Below are 14,581 nucleotides of genomic sequence, written 5' to 3' on the forward strand. Positions count from 1 at the left end.
AAGTACTGACACCGCCCCGCACGGTTATGGCGGCGTGCCCCGATACTCCCGGCATGACACCGGACGCAACGGGGAGCCGTGCTGCCGCGGAACCCTACGTAACCGAGTTCGAGACGAGGGTACGGGCCGTCGACGGAACCGACGTCAGACTCGAGGAGACGTACTTCTACCCGGAAGGCGGCGGTCAGCCAGCCGACAGAGGAACGATCGGGAACGCCGAAGTGGTCGATGTCCAGACGCAGGACGGCGCGGTCGTCCACACGCTGGCGTCGGCTCCCGAGTTCGAGGCGGGCGAGACCGTCGTCGGCTCGATCGACGGGGTGTTTCGCACGTACTGCATGCGGGCTCACACCGCCAGTCACCTGCTGTACGGCGCCGGCAGACGGCTGCTCGCGGACCACGGCTACGGCGGGTTCGACATCGGAACCGAGACGTGTCGGATCGATTTCGAGACGAGCGAGCCCGAGGCGATCGACGCCCTCTCGCTCGAACGACTGCTCGCCGAGGCCGTCTGGGATTCCCGGCAGGTCACCTGGCGAGAGATGGACGTCGAGCGAGCCAGGGCGGACGACGAGATCGTCTTCAACCTCACTCCCGAGGCCCAGCGGGCCGACACCGTCCGAATCGTCGAGATCGAGGACTGGGATATCGCGGCCTGCGGCGGCACCCACGTCCGGAACACGATCGAGATCGGTCCGATCGCGGTGCTCGATATCTCGAACCCCGGGGCCGACCTCGTTCGGGTCGAGTACGCGGTCGGCCCGGCCGCGATCCGGGCCGGGACCGACCGCACGCGAGCGACGAAGCGGGCCGCGCGAGCCCTCGAGACCGGCGTTTCGGAGCTGCCCGAGCGAGCGAGCGCCGTCGCCGAGCGCAACGCCGAGCTCGAGGCCGAACTCGACGAGCTTCGGGAACGAGTGCTCGAGAAACGACTCGAGACGCTCGGCGACGAAGCGGTAGCGCGGGACGGCCAGGAGTGGGTCGTCGGCGAACTCGACGTCGACGGCGTCGGCCCGAACGACGCGTCCGAACGGGCTCGGGAGAGCGCCGGGGAGATCGGCGACGTCGTCGTGCTGACGGGCGTCGACGGGAGCGCGTTCGTGGTGGCGGCGACGACGGGCGAGACGGACGCGAGCGGGATCGTCGAGGACGTCACCGCGGAGTTCGGCGGGGGCGGCGGCGGGGGCGAGACGCTCGCCCAGGGCGGCGGGCTCGAGGCCGCGCCAGCCGACGTCGTCGACTACCTCCGGCGAGAGCGCTGAGCGAACCGGCAGCGAGCGTTCCTCGGTCTATACTCACTCGGCCGATCTTCGATACCGCCTCGTCTCGAGCAGCCGGCTGGTCGACGAATCCAACCACATTCCCTCGGGGACCGAACAGGTCCTGTTTCGTGGTGTTTCGTCGCCTCGAGGAGCGGGGACCGCGTCGGAGGGCGTTCCGATCCGCGCGGACTCGCACCTGCGGCTCTCGAGGAGTCGAACGTCGACGAAAAGAACCGCGAGCGGGCGTTACTCGACCGTCGCGATCGCCTCGACCTCGAGGGCCGCCCCCTTCGGGACCTCGCCGACCTCGAGGGCGCTCCGCGCCGGGGGTTCCTCGTCGAAGAACTCGCTGTAGGCCTCGTTGAACTCGTCGAAGTCGTCGATGTCGTTCAGGAAGACCGTCATCTTGAGGACGTCCGCCATGGAGGCGTCCTCGGCCTCGAGGATGGCTTCGACGTTCTCGAGACACCGTCGGGTCTGGTCGCCGACGGACTCGTCGTCCAGGAGCTCCCCGTCGGCGGTCATCGGTAGCTGACCGGCCGTAAACAGGACGTCGCCGTTGGTCGTCGCCTGGCTGTACGCGCCGACCGCCTCCGGTGCGTCGTCGGTGTGGATCGTTCGTTTCACGCCCCGACATACTGGTCGGGGTGCCTTAAAATTCGGCGCCGGGTCCGCGAGCGCGGTGGGTCGCGGCGGGAGCGGCCGCCGCGACCAAAGTTACAAGCCGGGCCACTGGCTCCATCCGGTATGGAACACGAGACCGTCTCGCACGCGGTGAGCGAGCGCTCGCTCGCTCGGCTCCCGTCGGGAACGGACGTCTCAGTGACCGTCCACCGCTACGAGGGCGGGCCCGGACCGACGGTGTACCTGCAGGCCGCACAGCACGGGATCGAGCTGAACGGAACCGCGGCGCTGCGCCGGCTCCACGAGCGGCTGCTCGAGGTCGAGCTGGCGGGGACCGTGATCGTCGTTCCGGTGGTCAACAGCCTCGCGTTCGATCACGGCTCCTACGTAACCCCGCAGGCGGTCGACGCGGTCAACCCGAACTTCAACAGGGTGTGGCCCGGAAACGACGACGGCACGCTCCAGGAGCGAACGGTCGCCAGCCTCTGGGAATTGATCGAGGCCGCCGACGTCGTGATCGACCTCCACAGCGGCACCGCGGACATGCTCGAGCACGTCCGATTTCAAAACGGCGAGCACGACTCCCGACGGCTCGCGTCGGTGTTCGGCGCCGACTACCTCATGACCGACCCGAAGCCGGATCGCTCGCTCGAGGAGTACCGCGGAACGCTGCGAACGGCCGCGCGGCTGGCGGGGACGACGGTGATCGTCCCGGAGCTCTCGAACAGTCGGCAGGTCGACCTCGAGGCGGCCCGACGGGGTGCCGACGGTATCGAGAACGTCCTGGGCGAGCTCGGCATGCTCCGGACGGAGCCACTCGACCCTCCCTCGCAGACGGTGCTGTACGACGACGGGGGGCGGGTCGGTGCCGACCGATCGGGACTGTTCGAACCCACACCGGACGTGGCGGTCGGCGACCACGTCGCCGAGGGGGACGGACTCGGGACACTCTACTGTCCCGCCACGTTCGAACGGCGCCAGTCGGTCGTCGCCACCGCTTCCGGCGTGATCTACTCGCTGACCCGCGAGTCGGCGGTCACCGCCGGCGAGAAGCTGGCCGGAATCGCCGAACGATCCGAATCCGGTGCCGGCCGGTGAATCAGTTCTCGCCATCGTACGGTCAACGCCGCTCGAGCGCCGAGCCGAGAGGAAAGGCACTTCCGCGGACGCCCCCTCTCGGGAGGTGTGAGCACCGAGGCTTCCCCCCGCGTCGAGGTCTATCCGGGTCGCGAGGTCGTCGTCGAGTTCGACCCCGAGCTGACCTTCGAGTGCGTCGAGGACTGCACCTGGTGCTGCCAGCACGGCGTCTTGTTGTACGGCGACGACCTCCTCGAGCTCGCGAGGCGGGCGAACCTCGCCGAGACGACGACGGACTTCCGCGGCGAGAAGTTCGTCACCCGCGAGGAGAAAGGTCGCGACGACCACGTCGCCGACGACGGCTGTGCCTGTGCGTTCCTCCGGGAGGACGGCCTCTGTTCGCTGCACCTCGAGGAGGACTGGAAGCCGACCCGGTGTTCGGTGTTTCCGCTCGGCGTCTGGCGGGAGGACGGCGACCTCCACGTCGACATCCGCGAGTCGGCCCACGACCACTGCGAGGGGCTGAACGTCAGCGACCGGGTCGTGATCGACAACCTCGACGCCTTCCTGCCGGAGCTGCTGTGGGACCTCGAGAACCCCGATTCCGAGCGGGAGCTGTGAGATCGGGACCCACGGCACTGCGTCTCGCCAATCATTTAAACGTATGGCCGTCGTAGATAGCCTGTGTCAGAAAACTCCGGGCGACGGAACCTCCGTATGCCCAACGACGATGAAGTATTCGCCGTTGTGACCGAACACCTCGGGGGCAACCACGTCCAGCTCCAGTGTGCCGACGGCGAGGAACGGCTCGGCCGCATTCCGGGACGAATGAAGTACCGAACCTGGATCGAGCAAGACGATATCGTCGTCGCCGAACCCTGGGACTGGCAGGACGAGAAGGCGACCATCGAGTGGCGCTACACCAGCCAGGACGCCGACCAGCTTCGCCGCGAAGGTCACATCGACTGAAATTTTCATCGCGGAGTTCCCTCCCGCCTCCCAGTGGCGTCGCCGCACCCCTCGCCACCGGGGCTCGAGCGGTAGCTCCGCCTTGGCTTGCATGCGCAATACGAACGGTTGTGGGGTTTAATCACAGCAGACCGTGTATGTATATTAGGGACGGGAGCGCGAGGGCGACGTTCGACGAGTACAGCGAGGGCGACGTCGAGTACGTCGGCTCGACGACGGAGGGAACGCCGATGTTTTTCGACACGGCGAGTCGATCCGTCTTCAAGGGCGAGTACGACGACAAGGAGACGGTCGTCGGCCGTCCTGAAACCGAGCGGGAACTCGAGGACCGGGCGTCGATCGGCGAGGCGATCGAGACGCTGGGCGACGAGTTCGGCTGGGAGTCGTTGTCGACGTTCGGCCGGGAACACGCCCGAGACGTAGAGAACGACGAGTAGCTACCGCGTCGCCTGTTTCCACTCCCGAAGACCGAGAACGGACCCGTCGAGATCGTCGGCCGGTGCGTCGGTCGCACCCCAGACGAACATCCCCGCGACGTCGTCGGGATCCCGACCGCTTCCGCCCGAGAGCTGGGTCCCAACCTGCCCCGGGTCGAGACAGCCCACGACGGAGTCCGTGTCGGCCGCGAACCCGCGTGCGACGGCCTCCGCCGTCGCCTTCGAGATCGCGTACGAGCCGTACCCCCGTTTGCCTTTCCGCGCGACCGCCCCAGTGGGTACGAGCACCCGCGCTCCCTCGTTGAGGTGCGGGAGTGCCTCGCGAATCGTCGCGAACACGCCCCGACCGTTGCTCCGCCAGTGGTCGTCGAACGCCGCGTACGACTCCCGATCGGTCGGCGTCGCGCCGGCCTCGCCGTGGTAGACGCCGGCCGCGGCGACGACGACGTCGATCCCGCCGTTCGATCCGGCCCTCGAGGCCGTCTCCACGAGCCGTTCGACGTCGAACTCGTCGCGGACGTCAGTTCGGACGCCCGCCGCCGTCGCTCCGCTCTCCTCGAGGGCGCCGACGGTTTCCTCGACCGCGTCGCCGTCTCGAGCGCCGACGACCACGGTCGCACCCTCGGCTGCAAACGCGTCGGCGACGGCCCGTCCGATCCCGCGCGTGCCACCGGTCACGAGAACTGTCAGTTCGTCCATGGCTGGCGTAGGGAGCGCGGCTACAGGAACCCATCGACGCCGCCCTCGAGTCCGGAAATCCGAACAGGGATGACGTACGTTTATACTCGGGCCGACGTTCAGGGAACGTATGCAATCGCTTGACGGAGAGTCGGTCGTCGTGATCGGCGCCGGGGTCGGCGGGCTCTCGACGGCCTGCTATCTGGCCGATGCGGGCGCCGACGTGCGGGTCATCGAGAAGAACGAACAGCTCGGTGGCCGCGCGAGCCGGCTCGAGCGAGACGGGTTCCGGTTCGACATGGGTCCCTCGTGGTACCTGATGCCCGACGTCTTCGAACGCTTCTTCGATCACTTCGACCGAACGCCGACCGACTACTACGGGCTAACCCATCTCGACCCCCACTACCGGATCTTCTTCAAGGACGGGGACAAGGTTGACGTGACGCCCGACCTCGAGCGCACCAAGCGGATCTTCGACTCCTACGAGGACGGCGCCGGCGATGCCCTCGAGCGCTACCTCGAGAAGTCCCGAGAGAACTACGAGGTTGGGATGGAGCACTTCGTCTACGAGGACCGCTCGAAGCTCCGGGACTACCTGGATCTCGACGTCGCCAGACAGGCTCGGGGGCTCTCGCTTCTGGGGTCGATGCAGGGTCACGTCGAGGACTACTTCGACCACCCCAAACTGCAACAGATCATGCAGTACACGCTGGTCTTCCTCGGTGGATCGCCGAAGAACACGCCCGCGCTGTACAACCTGATGAGCCACGTCGATTTCAACCTCGGCGTCTGGTACCCCGAGGACGGGGTCGGCGGCGTTATCGACGGGATCGCCGAGATGGGCCGAGAGCTGGGCGTCGAGTACGAGACGAATCGCCCCGCGACCGGGATCAAAGGGCGAGAGGGGGCCTTCCTCGTCGAGACCCCGGAGGGACCGCTGCGGCCGGATCTGGTCGTCAGCAACGCCGACTACCACCACACCGACCAGGAGCTGCTCCCGGCCGAGCGCCAGGGGTACGATGCCGACTACTGGGAGTCGCGCACGTACGCCCCCTCCGCGTTCCTGTTGTACCTGGGCGTCGAGGGCGACGTCGACGAGCTGGCCCACCACACCCTCGTCCTTCCGACCGACTGGGAGGAACACTTCGAGCAGATCTTCGAGGACCCAGCCTGGCCGGACGATCCCGCCTACTACTGCTGTGTCCCTTCCGAGACCGACGACGGCGTCGCTCCCGACGGCCACAGCGCCCTGTTCGTGCTCGTCCCGATCGCGCCCGGACTCGAGGACACTCCCGAACAGCGGGAGCAGTACCGGGAGCTGGTCCTCGACGACCTCGCCGACCACACCGGCACCGACCTCCGGGACCGGATCGTCCTCGAGGAACGGTTCTGTATCGAGGACTTCGCGAACCGGTACAACAGCTACAACGGGACGGCGCTGGGTCTCGCCCACACGCTCCGCCAGACCGCCCTCTTCAGGCCGCCCCATCGGGCCAAGCGAGTCGACGGCCTCTACATGGTCGGCGGGGATACGACCCCGGGAATCGGCGTCCCGATGTGTCTCATCAGCGGCGAACTGACCGCCGAGGCGGTCCTCGAGGACCACGGGTGAGCCGGATGCGAGACGTCGCAGGGAGGACGCCGCAGTGATGAACGACGATTCGAACCCCGCCGACGGGACCGGCGCGAACGGGGGCGCCGTCGACGAGCTGTCGTACTTGCTCGTCCTCTCGCGGCCTCGGTTCTGGCTCTACCTGGCCGGGCCCGTGCTGGTCGGGGTCGCCTACGGCGCCTCGTCGGTCGGGGAGCTGCTCGAGCCCGCCGCGATCGCCCTCTTCCTGTACTTCCTGGTGCCGGCGAACGTCTTCCTCTACGGCGTCAACGACATCTTCGACCGCGAGATCGACGCGGCGAACCCGAAGAAGGAGGACCGCGAGGCGCGCTATCGCGGTCAGCGGACGGTCCCGCCAGCGGTCGCGCTGACGGGCGGGCTCGGGCTCGCGCTGTTCCCGCTCGTCCCGCGGGCGGCCTGGCCCTGGATCGTGGGCTTTCTGGTCCTCGGCGCGGCCTACAGCGCCCCGCCGCTGCGGTTCAAGACGACCCCGCTGCTCGATTCGGTCTCGAACGGACTGTACATCATGCCCGGGGCCGCGGCGTACGCCGCCGTCGCGGGCTCGCAGCCGCCGGTTCTCGCCGTCATCGGCGGCTGGCTGTGGGCGATGGGGATGCACACCTTCTCGGCGATCCCCGACATCGAACCCGATCGGGAGACGGGGATTCGGACGACGGCAACGGCCCTCGGCAAGACCCGAACCTATGCCTACTGCGGCGCCTGCTGGCTCGCGAGCGCGGTCGCGTTCGCCGCGCTCGATCCCCGCCTCGGCGCGGCGATGGCCGTCTACCCGCTGCTGGTCGTCGCGATCGCGACCTCGAGCGTGGCCGTCGATCGGGCCTACTGGTGGTTCCCGGCGATCAACACGGTCGTCGGTGCGGCGCTGACGATGGGCGGACTCTGGGTGATTCTGTATGGATGAGCTGACGACGGGACGACCGACCGAGTGGAACCGAGCCGACCTTCAGCGGCGACTCGAGGACGTCATCCGCGAGAACCGGTTTACCATCGCGGTGGTGTTTCCGGCGATCGGCGCGCTCACGCTGGTCGCCAGCGCCGAGGGACTACTGCCGGAGCCGCTGGCGTACAACCCGCTGTTGATCCTCTTCGGAACGGCCGTGATGCGCTCGCCGCTGGTCGTCGGCCTCCTTCCCCGGATCGGCTGGTGGGCCGCAGGCTGTCTCGGCGTTCTGACAATCTACACCTACGCGATCGAGATCGTCGGCGTGCGGACCGACTGGCCCTACGGCGCCTTCGAGTACACGATCCAGCTCGGGCCGATGTTACTCGGCGAGGTGCCCCTAGCGCTGCCGCTGTTTTTCATTCCGCTGGTGCTCAACGCCTACCTGCTGACGCTGCTGGTACTCGGCGGACGGGCCGACAGCGCCCTCGTCCGGATCCCCGCGGCGATCGCCGCCGTCGTCGCGATCGACCTCGTGCTCGACCCCGCGGCCGTCGCGATCGGCTTCTGGGCGTTCGAGTCGGGCGGCTACTACGGCGTCCCCGTCTCGAACTACGTCGGCTGGGTGATCTCGGGCACCGTCGCCGTCGTCCTCGTCGACCTCGCCTTCGACCGGGCGGCGCTGCTCGAGCGCGTTCGCTCCTGCGTGTTCATCCTCGACGACCTGGTCAGCTTCGTCCTGCTGTGGGGCTCGATCAACCTGCTCTACGGCAACTGGATCGCCGCCGGGGTCGCCGGACTGTTCTGTCTGGGGCTGTTCCGGACCGACCGGTACGACCTCGAGATGGTGAAAACGGCGCTCCCGGGCGGGAGCTGATCGGATCGACGCGAGAACGGCGTTCGGTTTCGGACCGGTTCAGACGAAGATGGCGCTGATCGCCGGTCCGAACAGGAGCAGTACGATGATCGCGAGGATCGTCAGGGCGAGCCAGACGGCAAGTCCGGTCGCGGCGAAGCGGGCGTTCTCCTGGTCGAACTCGAGGGGATCGTGTTGCGTGCTCATGACTCATCGTTCGAACCGATAGACAACGAAAACACAGCCCCGATATCGGGGGCGTTTAAGATATCGACAGCTAGTGAGACGGACTCAGTCTTCAGAGGAGGGCATAAACTCGCGCTACGTACAGCAACCTCTTTTACCGGGGGCATCGGCTGGCGTCTGCGACGCCAGCCTCAACCCCCTCTGCTCACGGGCGCGAAGCTCCCGTTCGCACGGCTCGCGGGACCAACGGTCCCGCGCTGGGCAAAACCCGTTGATGTCGTCAGAACACGTTGCGTTCTGACTGCTAATCAGAACCGCAAAGCGGTTCTGATGATGCCAAAAGGCCGCCGTCGCGGGGTTTCACCCCGCTCCGGCGGTGAACCGCTCGCTTCGTCTTCGCGCGGCTGCGCCGCGCGAACGGTCCGCGGAACGTTCCGTTCCGCGCTACTCGCGGATGCTCGGCACTTTCCGCAGTGTTCCATTCGCACTGCAGACGTCTCGCCGGCTGTTCCATTCACAGATGAAGTTATCACCCCGCTGAGTTTCGGGAGTGGCTCAGAACACTGGAACCGGACTGCTATCGCGTCGGGACGCGGTCGCCGTGCTCCGGGCCGCGTCGATCCGGCTCGAGGGCCGGAATCGCGGAAACGCGGGCGAACACCGCCTCCGGATCGCGGTTCCAGTGCCAGTGCCAGCGGGTCTTTGCGAGGCACTTGAGCTTGCGTACCGTCGACAGCGACGGGTCCGCCGAGAGTACGTCGTACTCCCGATCGCGGATCACCGCGTGGTGTTCGGCGTACAGCACCGCCGCGAGCAACACCGGCAGCTGACAGTCCTCGGGCAGGTAGCGAATGCCGGCGACCCCCTCCCGGTAGAGATCCTCGGTTCGGCGCAGCTCCTCGGCCATCGCGTCCCGAAACGACTCGGAGTACTCGAGGGTCTCGACCTGACGCTCCGGGACGTCGTGGGCCCGCAGCGTCTCCCGGGGGAGATAGATCCGATCGCGCTCGAGGACGTCCTCGCGAACGTCCCGCAGGAAGTTCGTCATCTGGAACGCCTCCCCGAGTTTGACCGCGTGGGGCAGGGCGGTCTCGGGCTCGTCGGGCTCCATGATCGCGGTCATCATCACGCCGACGGAGGCCGCCGAGCCCCGCATGTACGTCTCGAGGTCGGCGTAGGTCTCGTACCGGTCGGTCTCGATGTCCGACTCCATCGCGTCGAGGAAGGTTTCGATCTCCTCATCCTCGATCCCGTACCGGTCACAGAGTTCGCGAAACGCCTCGAGGACCGGGTCGTCCGGCTCGGCGCGGCCGAGGGCCTGTGCGCGAAGCGACTCGAGTTCGGCGCGCTGTTCGGCCGCCGGGACATCTGCGGCGTCGTCGACGATCTCGTCGGCGATGCGAAAGAACGCGTACAGGACGTGGGTGGCGTTGCGAACCCGTTCGGGGAGGAACCGCGTCGCGAGATAAAAGGTCTTCCCGGTTCGCTTCTGAATCGCCTTGCCCGCGTCGATGTGTTCCTGTTGCATTTGCGACTCCAGCCGTCCGACGGTCGCCCGTCCGGAGGCGCCGTCGGACGGCGATCAGGAATAACATATACGACAGATCCGTATAAAACTACTACCCCTCACTGAGATGGCTTCTCCGCCGAATCCCGACGAGACGGGGGCCGAAAGCGGACAATGCTGCCGTCTCGAGCGGGGACTACTGCTCGTAGTTCGCCTCGAGGACCTCGTCCGCGAGCATCGGGATGAACGCCCCGATGTCGGTGACCATGCCGATCGCCTGGGCGCTGCCCCGGTCCAGTAGCTGGGTAACGGTTGCGGGGTTGATGTCGACGCAGACGGTCTTCGTGGTCGATGGGAGACAGTTGCCGACGGCCACGGAGTGCAACAGCGTCGAGAGCATGAGCACGAGATCGGCCTCCTGGGCCTGTTCGCGGATCGCGTCCTGGGCCTCGATCGAGTCGGTGATCGTGTCGGGCAGCGGGCCGTCGTCGCGGATCGAGCCCGCGAGCACGTAGGGGACGTCGTTTTCGACGCACTCGTACATCACGCCTTCGTCGATGACCCCTTCCGCGACGGCCTCCTCGATCCCGCCGAGGCGGGCGATCTCGCTGATCGTGTAGATGTGGTGTTTGTGTCCCTTTCGGGGGTGTTCTAAGCTCTCCGTATCGACGCCCAGCGAGGTGCCGTACAGATCCCGCTCGAGGTCGTGGACGGCGAACCCGTTGCCCGCGCTGATCGCGTCGACGTAGCCCGCCCGGACGAGGGCGGCCAGCGCGTTCCGCCCGCCCGAGTGGACGATCGCCGGGCCACAGACCGCGAGGACGGTGCCGCCGGTCTCGTTAACCTCCCGCATCTCGTCGGCGATTTCCTCGATGAGCGAGGCCGAGGGGCGCTCGCTCGAGACCCCGCCCTGCATGAATCCGAACGAGCCGCCACCGCCGTTGCGGGGCCGTTCGGGCGGGTCGACCCGGATTCCGGTTTCGCCGGTGACGACGAGGTCGCCCGCCTCGATCGCGTTCAGCACCTTCGTCCGGACCCGGACGCCGTCCTCGCGGTCGACGACAAGCGCACAGTCCATCTCGACGCCCTCGACGTCGTGCCACTCGCCGTCGATGCGGACGGCCGTCGGGTGGTTGGTCGTCGAGTAGAAGTCGACCGGAACGATCCCGTCTCCCGGCGCGGCCTCGAGGGTCGCGTCCCGCGGATCGGCTACCGTCGCCCCCTGCTGGTTGAGTTCGTGGAGGATCGCCCGCAGCTCCTCCTCAGTGTCGGCCATCACCCGCATCCGGCAGTAGGTTTCGGCGTGTTTGTGCCGGCCGACCTCGAACTCCTCGACCTCGAACTCCCCGCCCATACCCATCACGGCTCCGAAACAGGCCCCCATCGTCCCCGAGTCGATGATGTGTCCCTCGAGCTCTACGGTTCGCGCCACAGTCATCACCGTTCCGTTGGCGACGGGGCACCGTCAATCTGTGCGTCTCGGCTCGCAAACCGGATCGGGATCAAGCTATATGGGTCTCCTGGACGTACGGTACCGTATGGCATCCACACTCGGCAAGTCGCGGTGTCGAAGCTGCGGGTTCGAGGCGCCGGGCGGCGACGACGCCTGGGTCCGACTCGAGGTCCCGAAGCTCGGACGAATGACCCAGTGTCCGACCTGTGGCAGCACCGACGTCATGACCCATCGATAGGGGAGACAGACTCTTGGCCCTCACCGTCTTACGGGGCCACATGAGCAACGAACCCGACGTGCCGACCGACGACCGCGAGTGGCGCGAGGAACTCACCGACGAGCAGTACCGCATCCTCCGCGAGGCCGGCACCGAGGCGCCGTTCAGCGGCGAGTACGTCGACCACAAGGGAGACGGGAGCTACGCCTGCGTGGGCTGTGGCGCCACCCTGTTCGATTCGGAGACGAAGTTCGACTCCGGCTGCGGGTGGCCCAGCTTCTCGGACGTCGACGACGACCGCGTCGAGACCCGCCCCGACAACAGCCACGGGATGCAGCGAACGGAGGTCCTGTGTGCGAACTGCGGAGGCCACCTCGGCCACGTCTTCGACGACGGCCCCGAGCCGACGGGCAAGCGCTACTGTATCAACTCGGCGATCCTCGAGTTCGACGGCGAGTAACCCGTCACCACGGCCGCCTCGGTCCCCGACGGGGACCCGAAGCGAATGCAGGCACTACCCTTTTCGAACGCACGCTCCCACCACTATCCATGTCGAGCGAACGCCCGACCGCCGAGGAGCTGCGACAGGGACTGACCGTCGAGATCGTACAGGAGGATCAGGACGTCCACTCCGAGGACACCGAGCCGCTGATCGGCGAGGTCGGCACCGTCTACGAGGACACCCCCGACGGGCCCCGCGTCGAGCTAAAAAACGGCGTCGTCGGCCACGTCCAGTCGATCGCCCCCGACGAGTAACTCTCGACGCTATTTTACCCCAGGCCGCTCGAGTTCGGGCCGAGTAGTCGATGAGAGGATCACGCTGGCTCGAGGTGGGCCGTCACGTCGCCGCCGTCGCCCGGGAACGACAGATCAGCGTCAAGTCGGCCGGACTGGCCTACCACGCGTTCAACACGCTGGTACCGCTGGTTATTCTCGTGCTCGTCGGGGCGGCGCTCGTCGACGCGCTCGAGCCGATCCTCGAGGGCGTCGCCGAGACGTTCGGGCTCGAGGACGCGCTGGCCGACGCGGATCTCGAGGAAATCGCCGGCGACCGCGGCGACCGAATCCGCGCGGCGCTGCTCGCCCTCGCGATCCTGCTGTGGAGTGCGGCCCGTTCGTTCCAGGCGATAAACAGCGCGTTTACCGGCATCTACGGCTCTCGAGAGCACCAGTCGTACGTGGAGAGCGTGACGACCGTCACGCTCGTGACCGCAGTCAACACCCTGCTCGCGACGGTCACGATCGCTCTGGGGGTCGTGCTCGTCGGCGTCGTCGGGATCAGCCTCCCGATCCAGGCGGGCGGGCTGCTCGCAGCGGTTGCGAGTGCGATCGGGCTCCTCGTCGCCCTTCCGCTCGTGTTCTTCCCGATGTACTACCTGTTCCCCCAGACCGACGTCTCGGTGCGGGAGGTGTTGCCGGGGACGGCGTTCGCCGCCGTCACCTGGGCGGCGCTGGCGGTCGGCTTTCGGATCTACATCGCGACCTCCGAGAGCGTCGTGCTGTTCGGGATCGCCGGCGCCGTCCTGCTGATCCTGACGTGGGTCTACCTCGGCGCGCTCTGTCTGCTGATCGGCGCCGTCGTCAACGCGGTGCTCGCCGGCCGCGTCGAACCCGGCGACGAGTGGCTGCCGCCGGAGGAGCTCGAACTCCCCGATCGCTGACGTCCCGTTAGGTCACCGACAGCGTCCCGCGCTCACATACCGTCCCGACGGCGACCGACCACTCGAGGGCGCCCGAGTCGAGATCGGTGTAGCTCGCGTACGCGTCGGTATGCTCGCCGGGAGCCAGCGACGGCGTCTCGAGTTCGTCCTCGACGCAGCCGACCTCGAGGGCGATCAGCACCGAGCGCGTCTCCTCGCCGCAGTTGGCCACCGTAATCAGGAACTCGGCGCGTCCGTCCGAGGCGGCGACCGACTCCGGGGACGAGACGGACAGCTCGAGCGTGGGCGCGGCGGTATCGGGGTCGTCGACGGCATCGCGGGCCGACTCCTCGTCGGATCCCTCGAGGTCGGCTTTACCGTCGGCCTCGTTACCGGACTCGTCGGTCCAGTCCTCTTCGTCCGACCCTTCGGCGTCCGGTTCGCTATCGTTCGGGTTCGCGTCGGCCCCGTCGCCGACGCCCTCGTCACCAGTGCCGACGGCGGTGATCGCGCCGCCAGCGATCACCGCGAGTCCGCCCACGATCACGCTCCGTCGGCAGGGGTCTGTCATACGAAATACGTCACAGCTACCGTATGTCACTATCTGGTTAATACAAACGATTGAAAGTGATAGAACAATTTACAGGGATTCGTTACCGTACTGATACTCGGTTCCGCCCCGCCGAACCGGATAAAACGTCGTGAAACGAGCGAAACGTCCCGAATCGTCGCCGCGCTATCGGTCGATTCCGCGAACCGAAGCGTGTGTAGTGCTCGCTGCGTCCCGATCGCCTCGAGCGCCTCGAGCAGGTCGGCCGCCGAGGGGGAGGTGTCGTACAGCGTCCCCGTGAGTTCGGGCCGATCCCGTCGATACAGCCGTACACCCGCCCGGTCGTCGGCTCGCGACGGCTCGGGACGGTTCCGACCGGAAACGGGCGGCTCGAGGTTGGTGACGCGCGTTTCCGACCGACCGACGACGAGGTTGCCCGCGCCGAGGCGCTCGACCGCGGTCTCGGCGACGTCGTCGTGGGCGCGAACGCTCTCGATCACTTCCGGAGCTTCCGATCGTCGACGGTAACCGCGACGCGCACGCCCGGTCCTACGAGGATCGGACGGTGAACGGCTGTCGGTTCGTGGGATCGGTACGTTCTCACCGACGGAG

General features: G+C 67.3%; 19 protein-coding genes. 12 read left to right on the forward strand and 7 right to left on the reverse strand.

The features are described 5' to 3' along the window. Positions 1-53 precede the first annotated feature (53 nt). Positions 54-1,262: an alanyl-tRNA editing protein gene (locus ACFEMD_RS03395; protein ID WP_394739483.1), complete on the forward strand. Its 1,209-nt coding sequence runs from the start codon at positions 54-56 to the stop codon at positions 1,260-1,262. Positions 1,263-1,508: 246 nt separating this feature from the next. On the opposite strand, the gene ACFEMD_RS03400 is transcribed toward ACFEMD_RS03395, so the two are convergent. After that, complete coding sequence (locus ACFEMD_RS03400; protein ID WP_394739485.1) at positions 1,509-1,889, reverse strand: RidA family protein; 381 nt, start codon at positions 1,887-1,889, stop codon at positions 1,509-1,511. 120 nt (positions 1,890-2,009) lie between these two features. Here ACFEMD_RS03400 and ACFEMD_RS03405 point away from each other — a divergent pair, with 120 nt between their 5' ends. The 4 genes from ACFEMD_RS03405 to ACFEMD_RS03420 all read left to right on the forward strand — a co-directional run bounded on the left by ACFEMD_RS03405 (position 2,010) and on the right by ACFEMD_RS03420 (position 4,369). Then, positions 2,010-2,984, forward strand: coding sequence for a succinylglutamate desuccinylase/aspartoacylase family protein (locus ACFEMD_RS03405; protein WP_394739486.1), 975 nt, complete (start codon positions 2,010-2,012; stop codon positions 2,982-2,984). A gap of 87 nt (positions 2,985-3,071) precedes the next feature. Further along, positions 3,072-3,584 (forward strand): hypothetical protein, encoded by a 513-nt coding sequence (locus ACFEMD_RS03410; RefSeq protein ID WP_394739487.1) that lies wholly within the window; start codon positions 3,072-3,074, stop codon positions 3,582-3,584. 63 nt (positions 3,585-3,647) lie between these two features. Next, the gene (locus ACFEMD_RS03415; protein ID WP_083909307.1) at positions 3,648-3,932 is read left to right on the forward strand and encodes a translation initiation factor eIF-1A; all 285 of its coding nucleotides are present in this window, start codon (positions 3,648-3,650) and stop codon (positions 3,930-3,932) included. 137 nt (positions 3,933-4,069) lie between these two features. Continuing rightward, positions 4,070-4,369, forward strand: coding sequence for a hypothetical protein (locus tag ACFEMD_RS03420; protein ID WP_394739488.1), 300 nt, complete (start codon positions 4,070-4,072; stop codon positions 4,367-4,369). Here the strand turns inward: ACFEMD_RS03420 and ACFEMD_RS03425 are convergent, their stop codons facing one another. Further along, positions 4,370-5,068 carry an SDR family NAD(P)-dependent oxidoreductase gene (locus ACFEMD_RS03425; RefSeq protein WP_394739489.1) on the reverse strand — a complete coding sequence of 233 codons (699 nt, stop codon included), beginning with the start codon at positions 5,066-5,068 and terminating at the stop codon, positions 4,370-4,372. It abuts the gene before it with no gap. Between the two features lie 109 nt (positions 5,069-5,177). Between ACFEMD_RS03425 and ACFEMD_RS03430 the strand changes: the two genes are divergently transcribed. The 3 genes from ACFEMD_RS03430 to cruF are packed head-to-tail and all read left to right on the forward strand — an operon-like array spanning position 5,178 to position 8,437. Beyond that, a complete protein-coding gene (locus ACFEMD_RS03430; RefSeq protein ID WP_394739490.1) occupies positions 5,178-6,659 on the forward strand; it encodes a phytoene desaturase family protein in 1,482 nt (493 codons plus the stop codon). A 37-nt stretch (positions 6,660-6,696) separates the two neighbouring features. Next, positions 6,697-7,581 (forward strand): prenyltransferase, encoded by an 885-nt coding sequence (locus tag ACFEMD_RS03435; RefSeq protein ID WP_394739491.1) that lies wholly within the window; start codon positions 6,697-6,699, stop codon positions 7,579-7,581. Beyond that, entirely contained in the window at positions 7,574-8,437 is an 864-nt protein-coding gene (cruF, locus tag ACFEMD_RS03440) for a bisanhydrobacterioruberin hydratase (protein WP_394739492.1), read from the forward strand. Before ACFEMD_RS03435 ends, cruF begins: the two co-directional genes overlap by 8 nt. Positions 8,438-8,476: 39 nt before the next feature. Here the strand turns inward: cruF and ACFEMD_RS03445 are convergent, their stop codons facing one another. The 3 genes from ACFEMD_RS03445 to ACFEMD_RS03455 form a co-directional block, all read right to left on the reverse strand. Next, positions 8,477-8,623 (reverse strand): hypothetical protein, encoded by a 147-nt coding sequence (locus ACFEMD_RS03445; protein WP_394739493.1) that lies wholly within the window; start codon positions 8,621-8,623, stop codon positions 8,477-8,479. A gap of 556 nt (positions 8,624-9,179) precedes the next feature. Then, positions 9,180-10,130 carry a phytoene/squalene synthase family protein gene (locus ACFEMD_RS03450; RefSeq protein ID WP_394739494.1) on the reverse strand — a complete coding sequence of 317 codons (951 nt, stop codon included), beginning with the start codon at positions 10,128-10,130 and terminating at the stop codon, positions 9,180-9,182. Positions 10,131-10,305: 175 nt separating this feature from the next. Then, entirely contained in the window at positions 10,306-11,547 is a 1,242-nt protein-coding gene (locus ACFEMD_RS03455) for an ornithine cyclodeaminase (RefSeq protein WP_394739495.1), read from the reverse strand. Between the two features lie 100 nt (positions 11,548-11,647). Between ACFEMD_RS03455 and ACFEMD_RS03460 the strand changes: the two genes are divergently transcribed. From ACFEMD_RS03460 to ACFEMD_RS03475, 4 genes are all read left to right on the forward strand, one after another. Further along, on the forward strand, positions 11,648-11,800 hold the full coding sequence (locus tag ACFEMD_RS03460; protein WP_005556575.1) for a hypothetical protein: 153 nt from the start codon (positions 11,648-11,650) through the stop codon (positions 11,798-11,800). Positions 11,801-11,840: 40 nt separating this feature from the next. Next, a complete protein-coding gene (gene msrB, locus ACFEMD_RS03465; RefSeq protein ID WP_394739496.1) occupies positions 11,841-12,239 on the forward strand; it encodes a peptide-methionine (R)-S-oxide reductase MsrB in 399 nt (132 codons plus the stop codon). Positions 12,240-12,328: 89 nt separating this feature from the next. Beyond that, a complete protein-coding gene (locus ACFEMD_RS03470) occupies positions 12,329-12,535 on the forward strand; it encodes a YwbE family protein (protein ID WP_278293093.1) in 207 nt (68 codons plus the stop codon). A gap of 50 nt (positions 12,536-12,585) precedes the next feature. Then, entirely contained in the window at positions 12,586-13,440 is an 855-nt protein-coding gene (locus ACFEMD_RS03475; RefSeq protein ID WP_394739497.1) for a YihY/virulence factor BrkB family protein, read from the forward strand. 7 nt (positions 13,441-13,447) lie between these two features. Here ACFEMD_RS03475 and ACFEMD_RS03480 read toward each other — a convergent pair whose 3' ends face one another. Together ACFEMD_RS03480 and ACFEMD_RS03485 are read right to left on the reverse strand one after the other, a co-directional pair. Beyond that, entirely contained in the window at positions 13,448-13,990 is a 543-nt protein-coding gene (locus ACFEMD_RS03480; protein WP_394739498.1) for a hypothetical protein, read from the reverse strand. 29 nt (positions 13,991-14,019) lie between these two features. Then, positions 14,020-14,469, reverse strand: a complete 450-nt coding sequence (locus tag ACFEMD_RS03485) for a hypothetical protein (protein WP_394739499.1) — start codon at positions 14,467-14,469, stop codon at positions 14,020-14,022. Between the last annotated feature and the right edge of the window lie 112 nt (positions 14,470-14,581).

This window comes from Natronococcus roseus (assembly GCF_043677095.1).
Taxonomy (GTDB): Archaea; Halobacteriota; Halobacteria; order Halobacteriales; family Natrialbaceae; genus Natronococcus; species Natronococcus roseus.

Bases quoted from the DNA above. Each gene is read 5' to 3' on its own strand.
- ACFEMD_RS03475 (WP_394739497.1), top strand. From the start codon at position 12,586: ATGAGAGGATCACGCTGGCTCGAGGTGGGCCGTCACGTCGCCGCCGTC.
- ACFEMD_RS03405 (WP_394739486.1), top strand. From the start codon at position 2,010: ATGGAACACGAGACCGTCTCGCACGCGGTGAGCGAGCGCTCGCTCGCT.
- ACFEMD_RS03430 (WP_394739490.1), top strand. From the start codon at position 5,178: ATGCAATCGCTTGACGGAGAGTCGGTCGTCGTGATCGGCGCCGGGGTC.
- msrB (WP_394739496.1), top strand. From the start codon at position 11,841: ATGAGCAACGAACCCGACGTGCCGACCGACGACCGCGAGTGGCGCGAG.
- ACFEMD_RS03435 (WP_394739491.1), top strand. From the start codon at position 6,697: ATGAACGACGATTCGAACCCCGCCGACGGGACCGGCGCGAACGGGGGC.
- ACFEMD_RS03445 (WP_394739493.1), bottom strand. From the start codon at position 8,623: ATGAGCACGCAACACGATCCCCTCGAGTTCGACCAGGAGAACGCCCGC.
- cruF (WP_394739492.1), top strand. From the start codon at position 7,574: ATGGATGAGCTGACGACGGGACGACCGACCGAGTGGAACCGAGCCGAC.
- ACFEMD_RS03455 (WP_394739495.1), bottom strand. From the start codon at position 11,547: ATGACTGTGGCGCGAACCGTAGAGCTCGAGGGACACATCATCGACTCG.
- ACFEMD_RS03420 (WP_394739488.1), top strand. From the start codon at position 4,070: ATGTATATTAGGGACGGGAGCGCGAGGGCGACGTTCGACGAGTACAGC.
- ACFEMD_RS03425 (WP_394739489.1), bottom strand. From the start codon at position 5,068: ATGGACGAACTGACAGTTCTCGTGACCGGTGGCACGCGCGGGATCGGA.
- ACFEMD_RS03470 (WP_278293093.1), top strand. From the start codon at position 12,329: ATGTCGAGCGAACGCCCGACCGCCGAGGAGCTGCGACAGGGACTGACC.
- ACFEMD_RS03395 (WP_394739483.1), top strand. From the start codon at position 54: ATGACACCGGACGCAACGGGGAGCCGTGCTGCCGCGGAACCCTACGTA.
- ACFEMD_RS03460 (WP_005556575.1), top strand. From the start codon at position 11,648: ATGGCATCCACACTCGGCAAGTCGCGGTGTCGAAGCTGCGGGTTCGAG.
- ACFEMD_RS03480 (WP_394739498.1), bottom strand. From the start codon at position 13,990: ATGACAGACCCCTGCCGACGGAGCGTGATCGTGGGCGGACTCGCGGTG.
- ACFEMD_RS03450 (WP_394739494.1), bottom strand. From the start codon at position 10,130: ATGCAACAGGAACACATCGACGCGGGCAAGGCGATTCAGAAGCGAACC.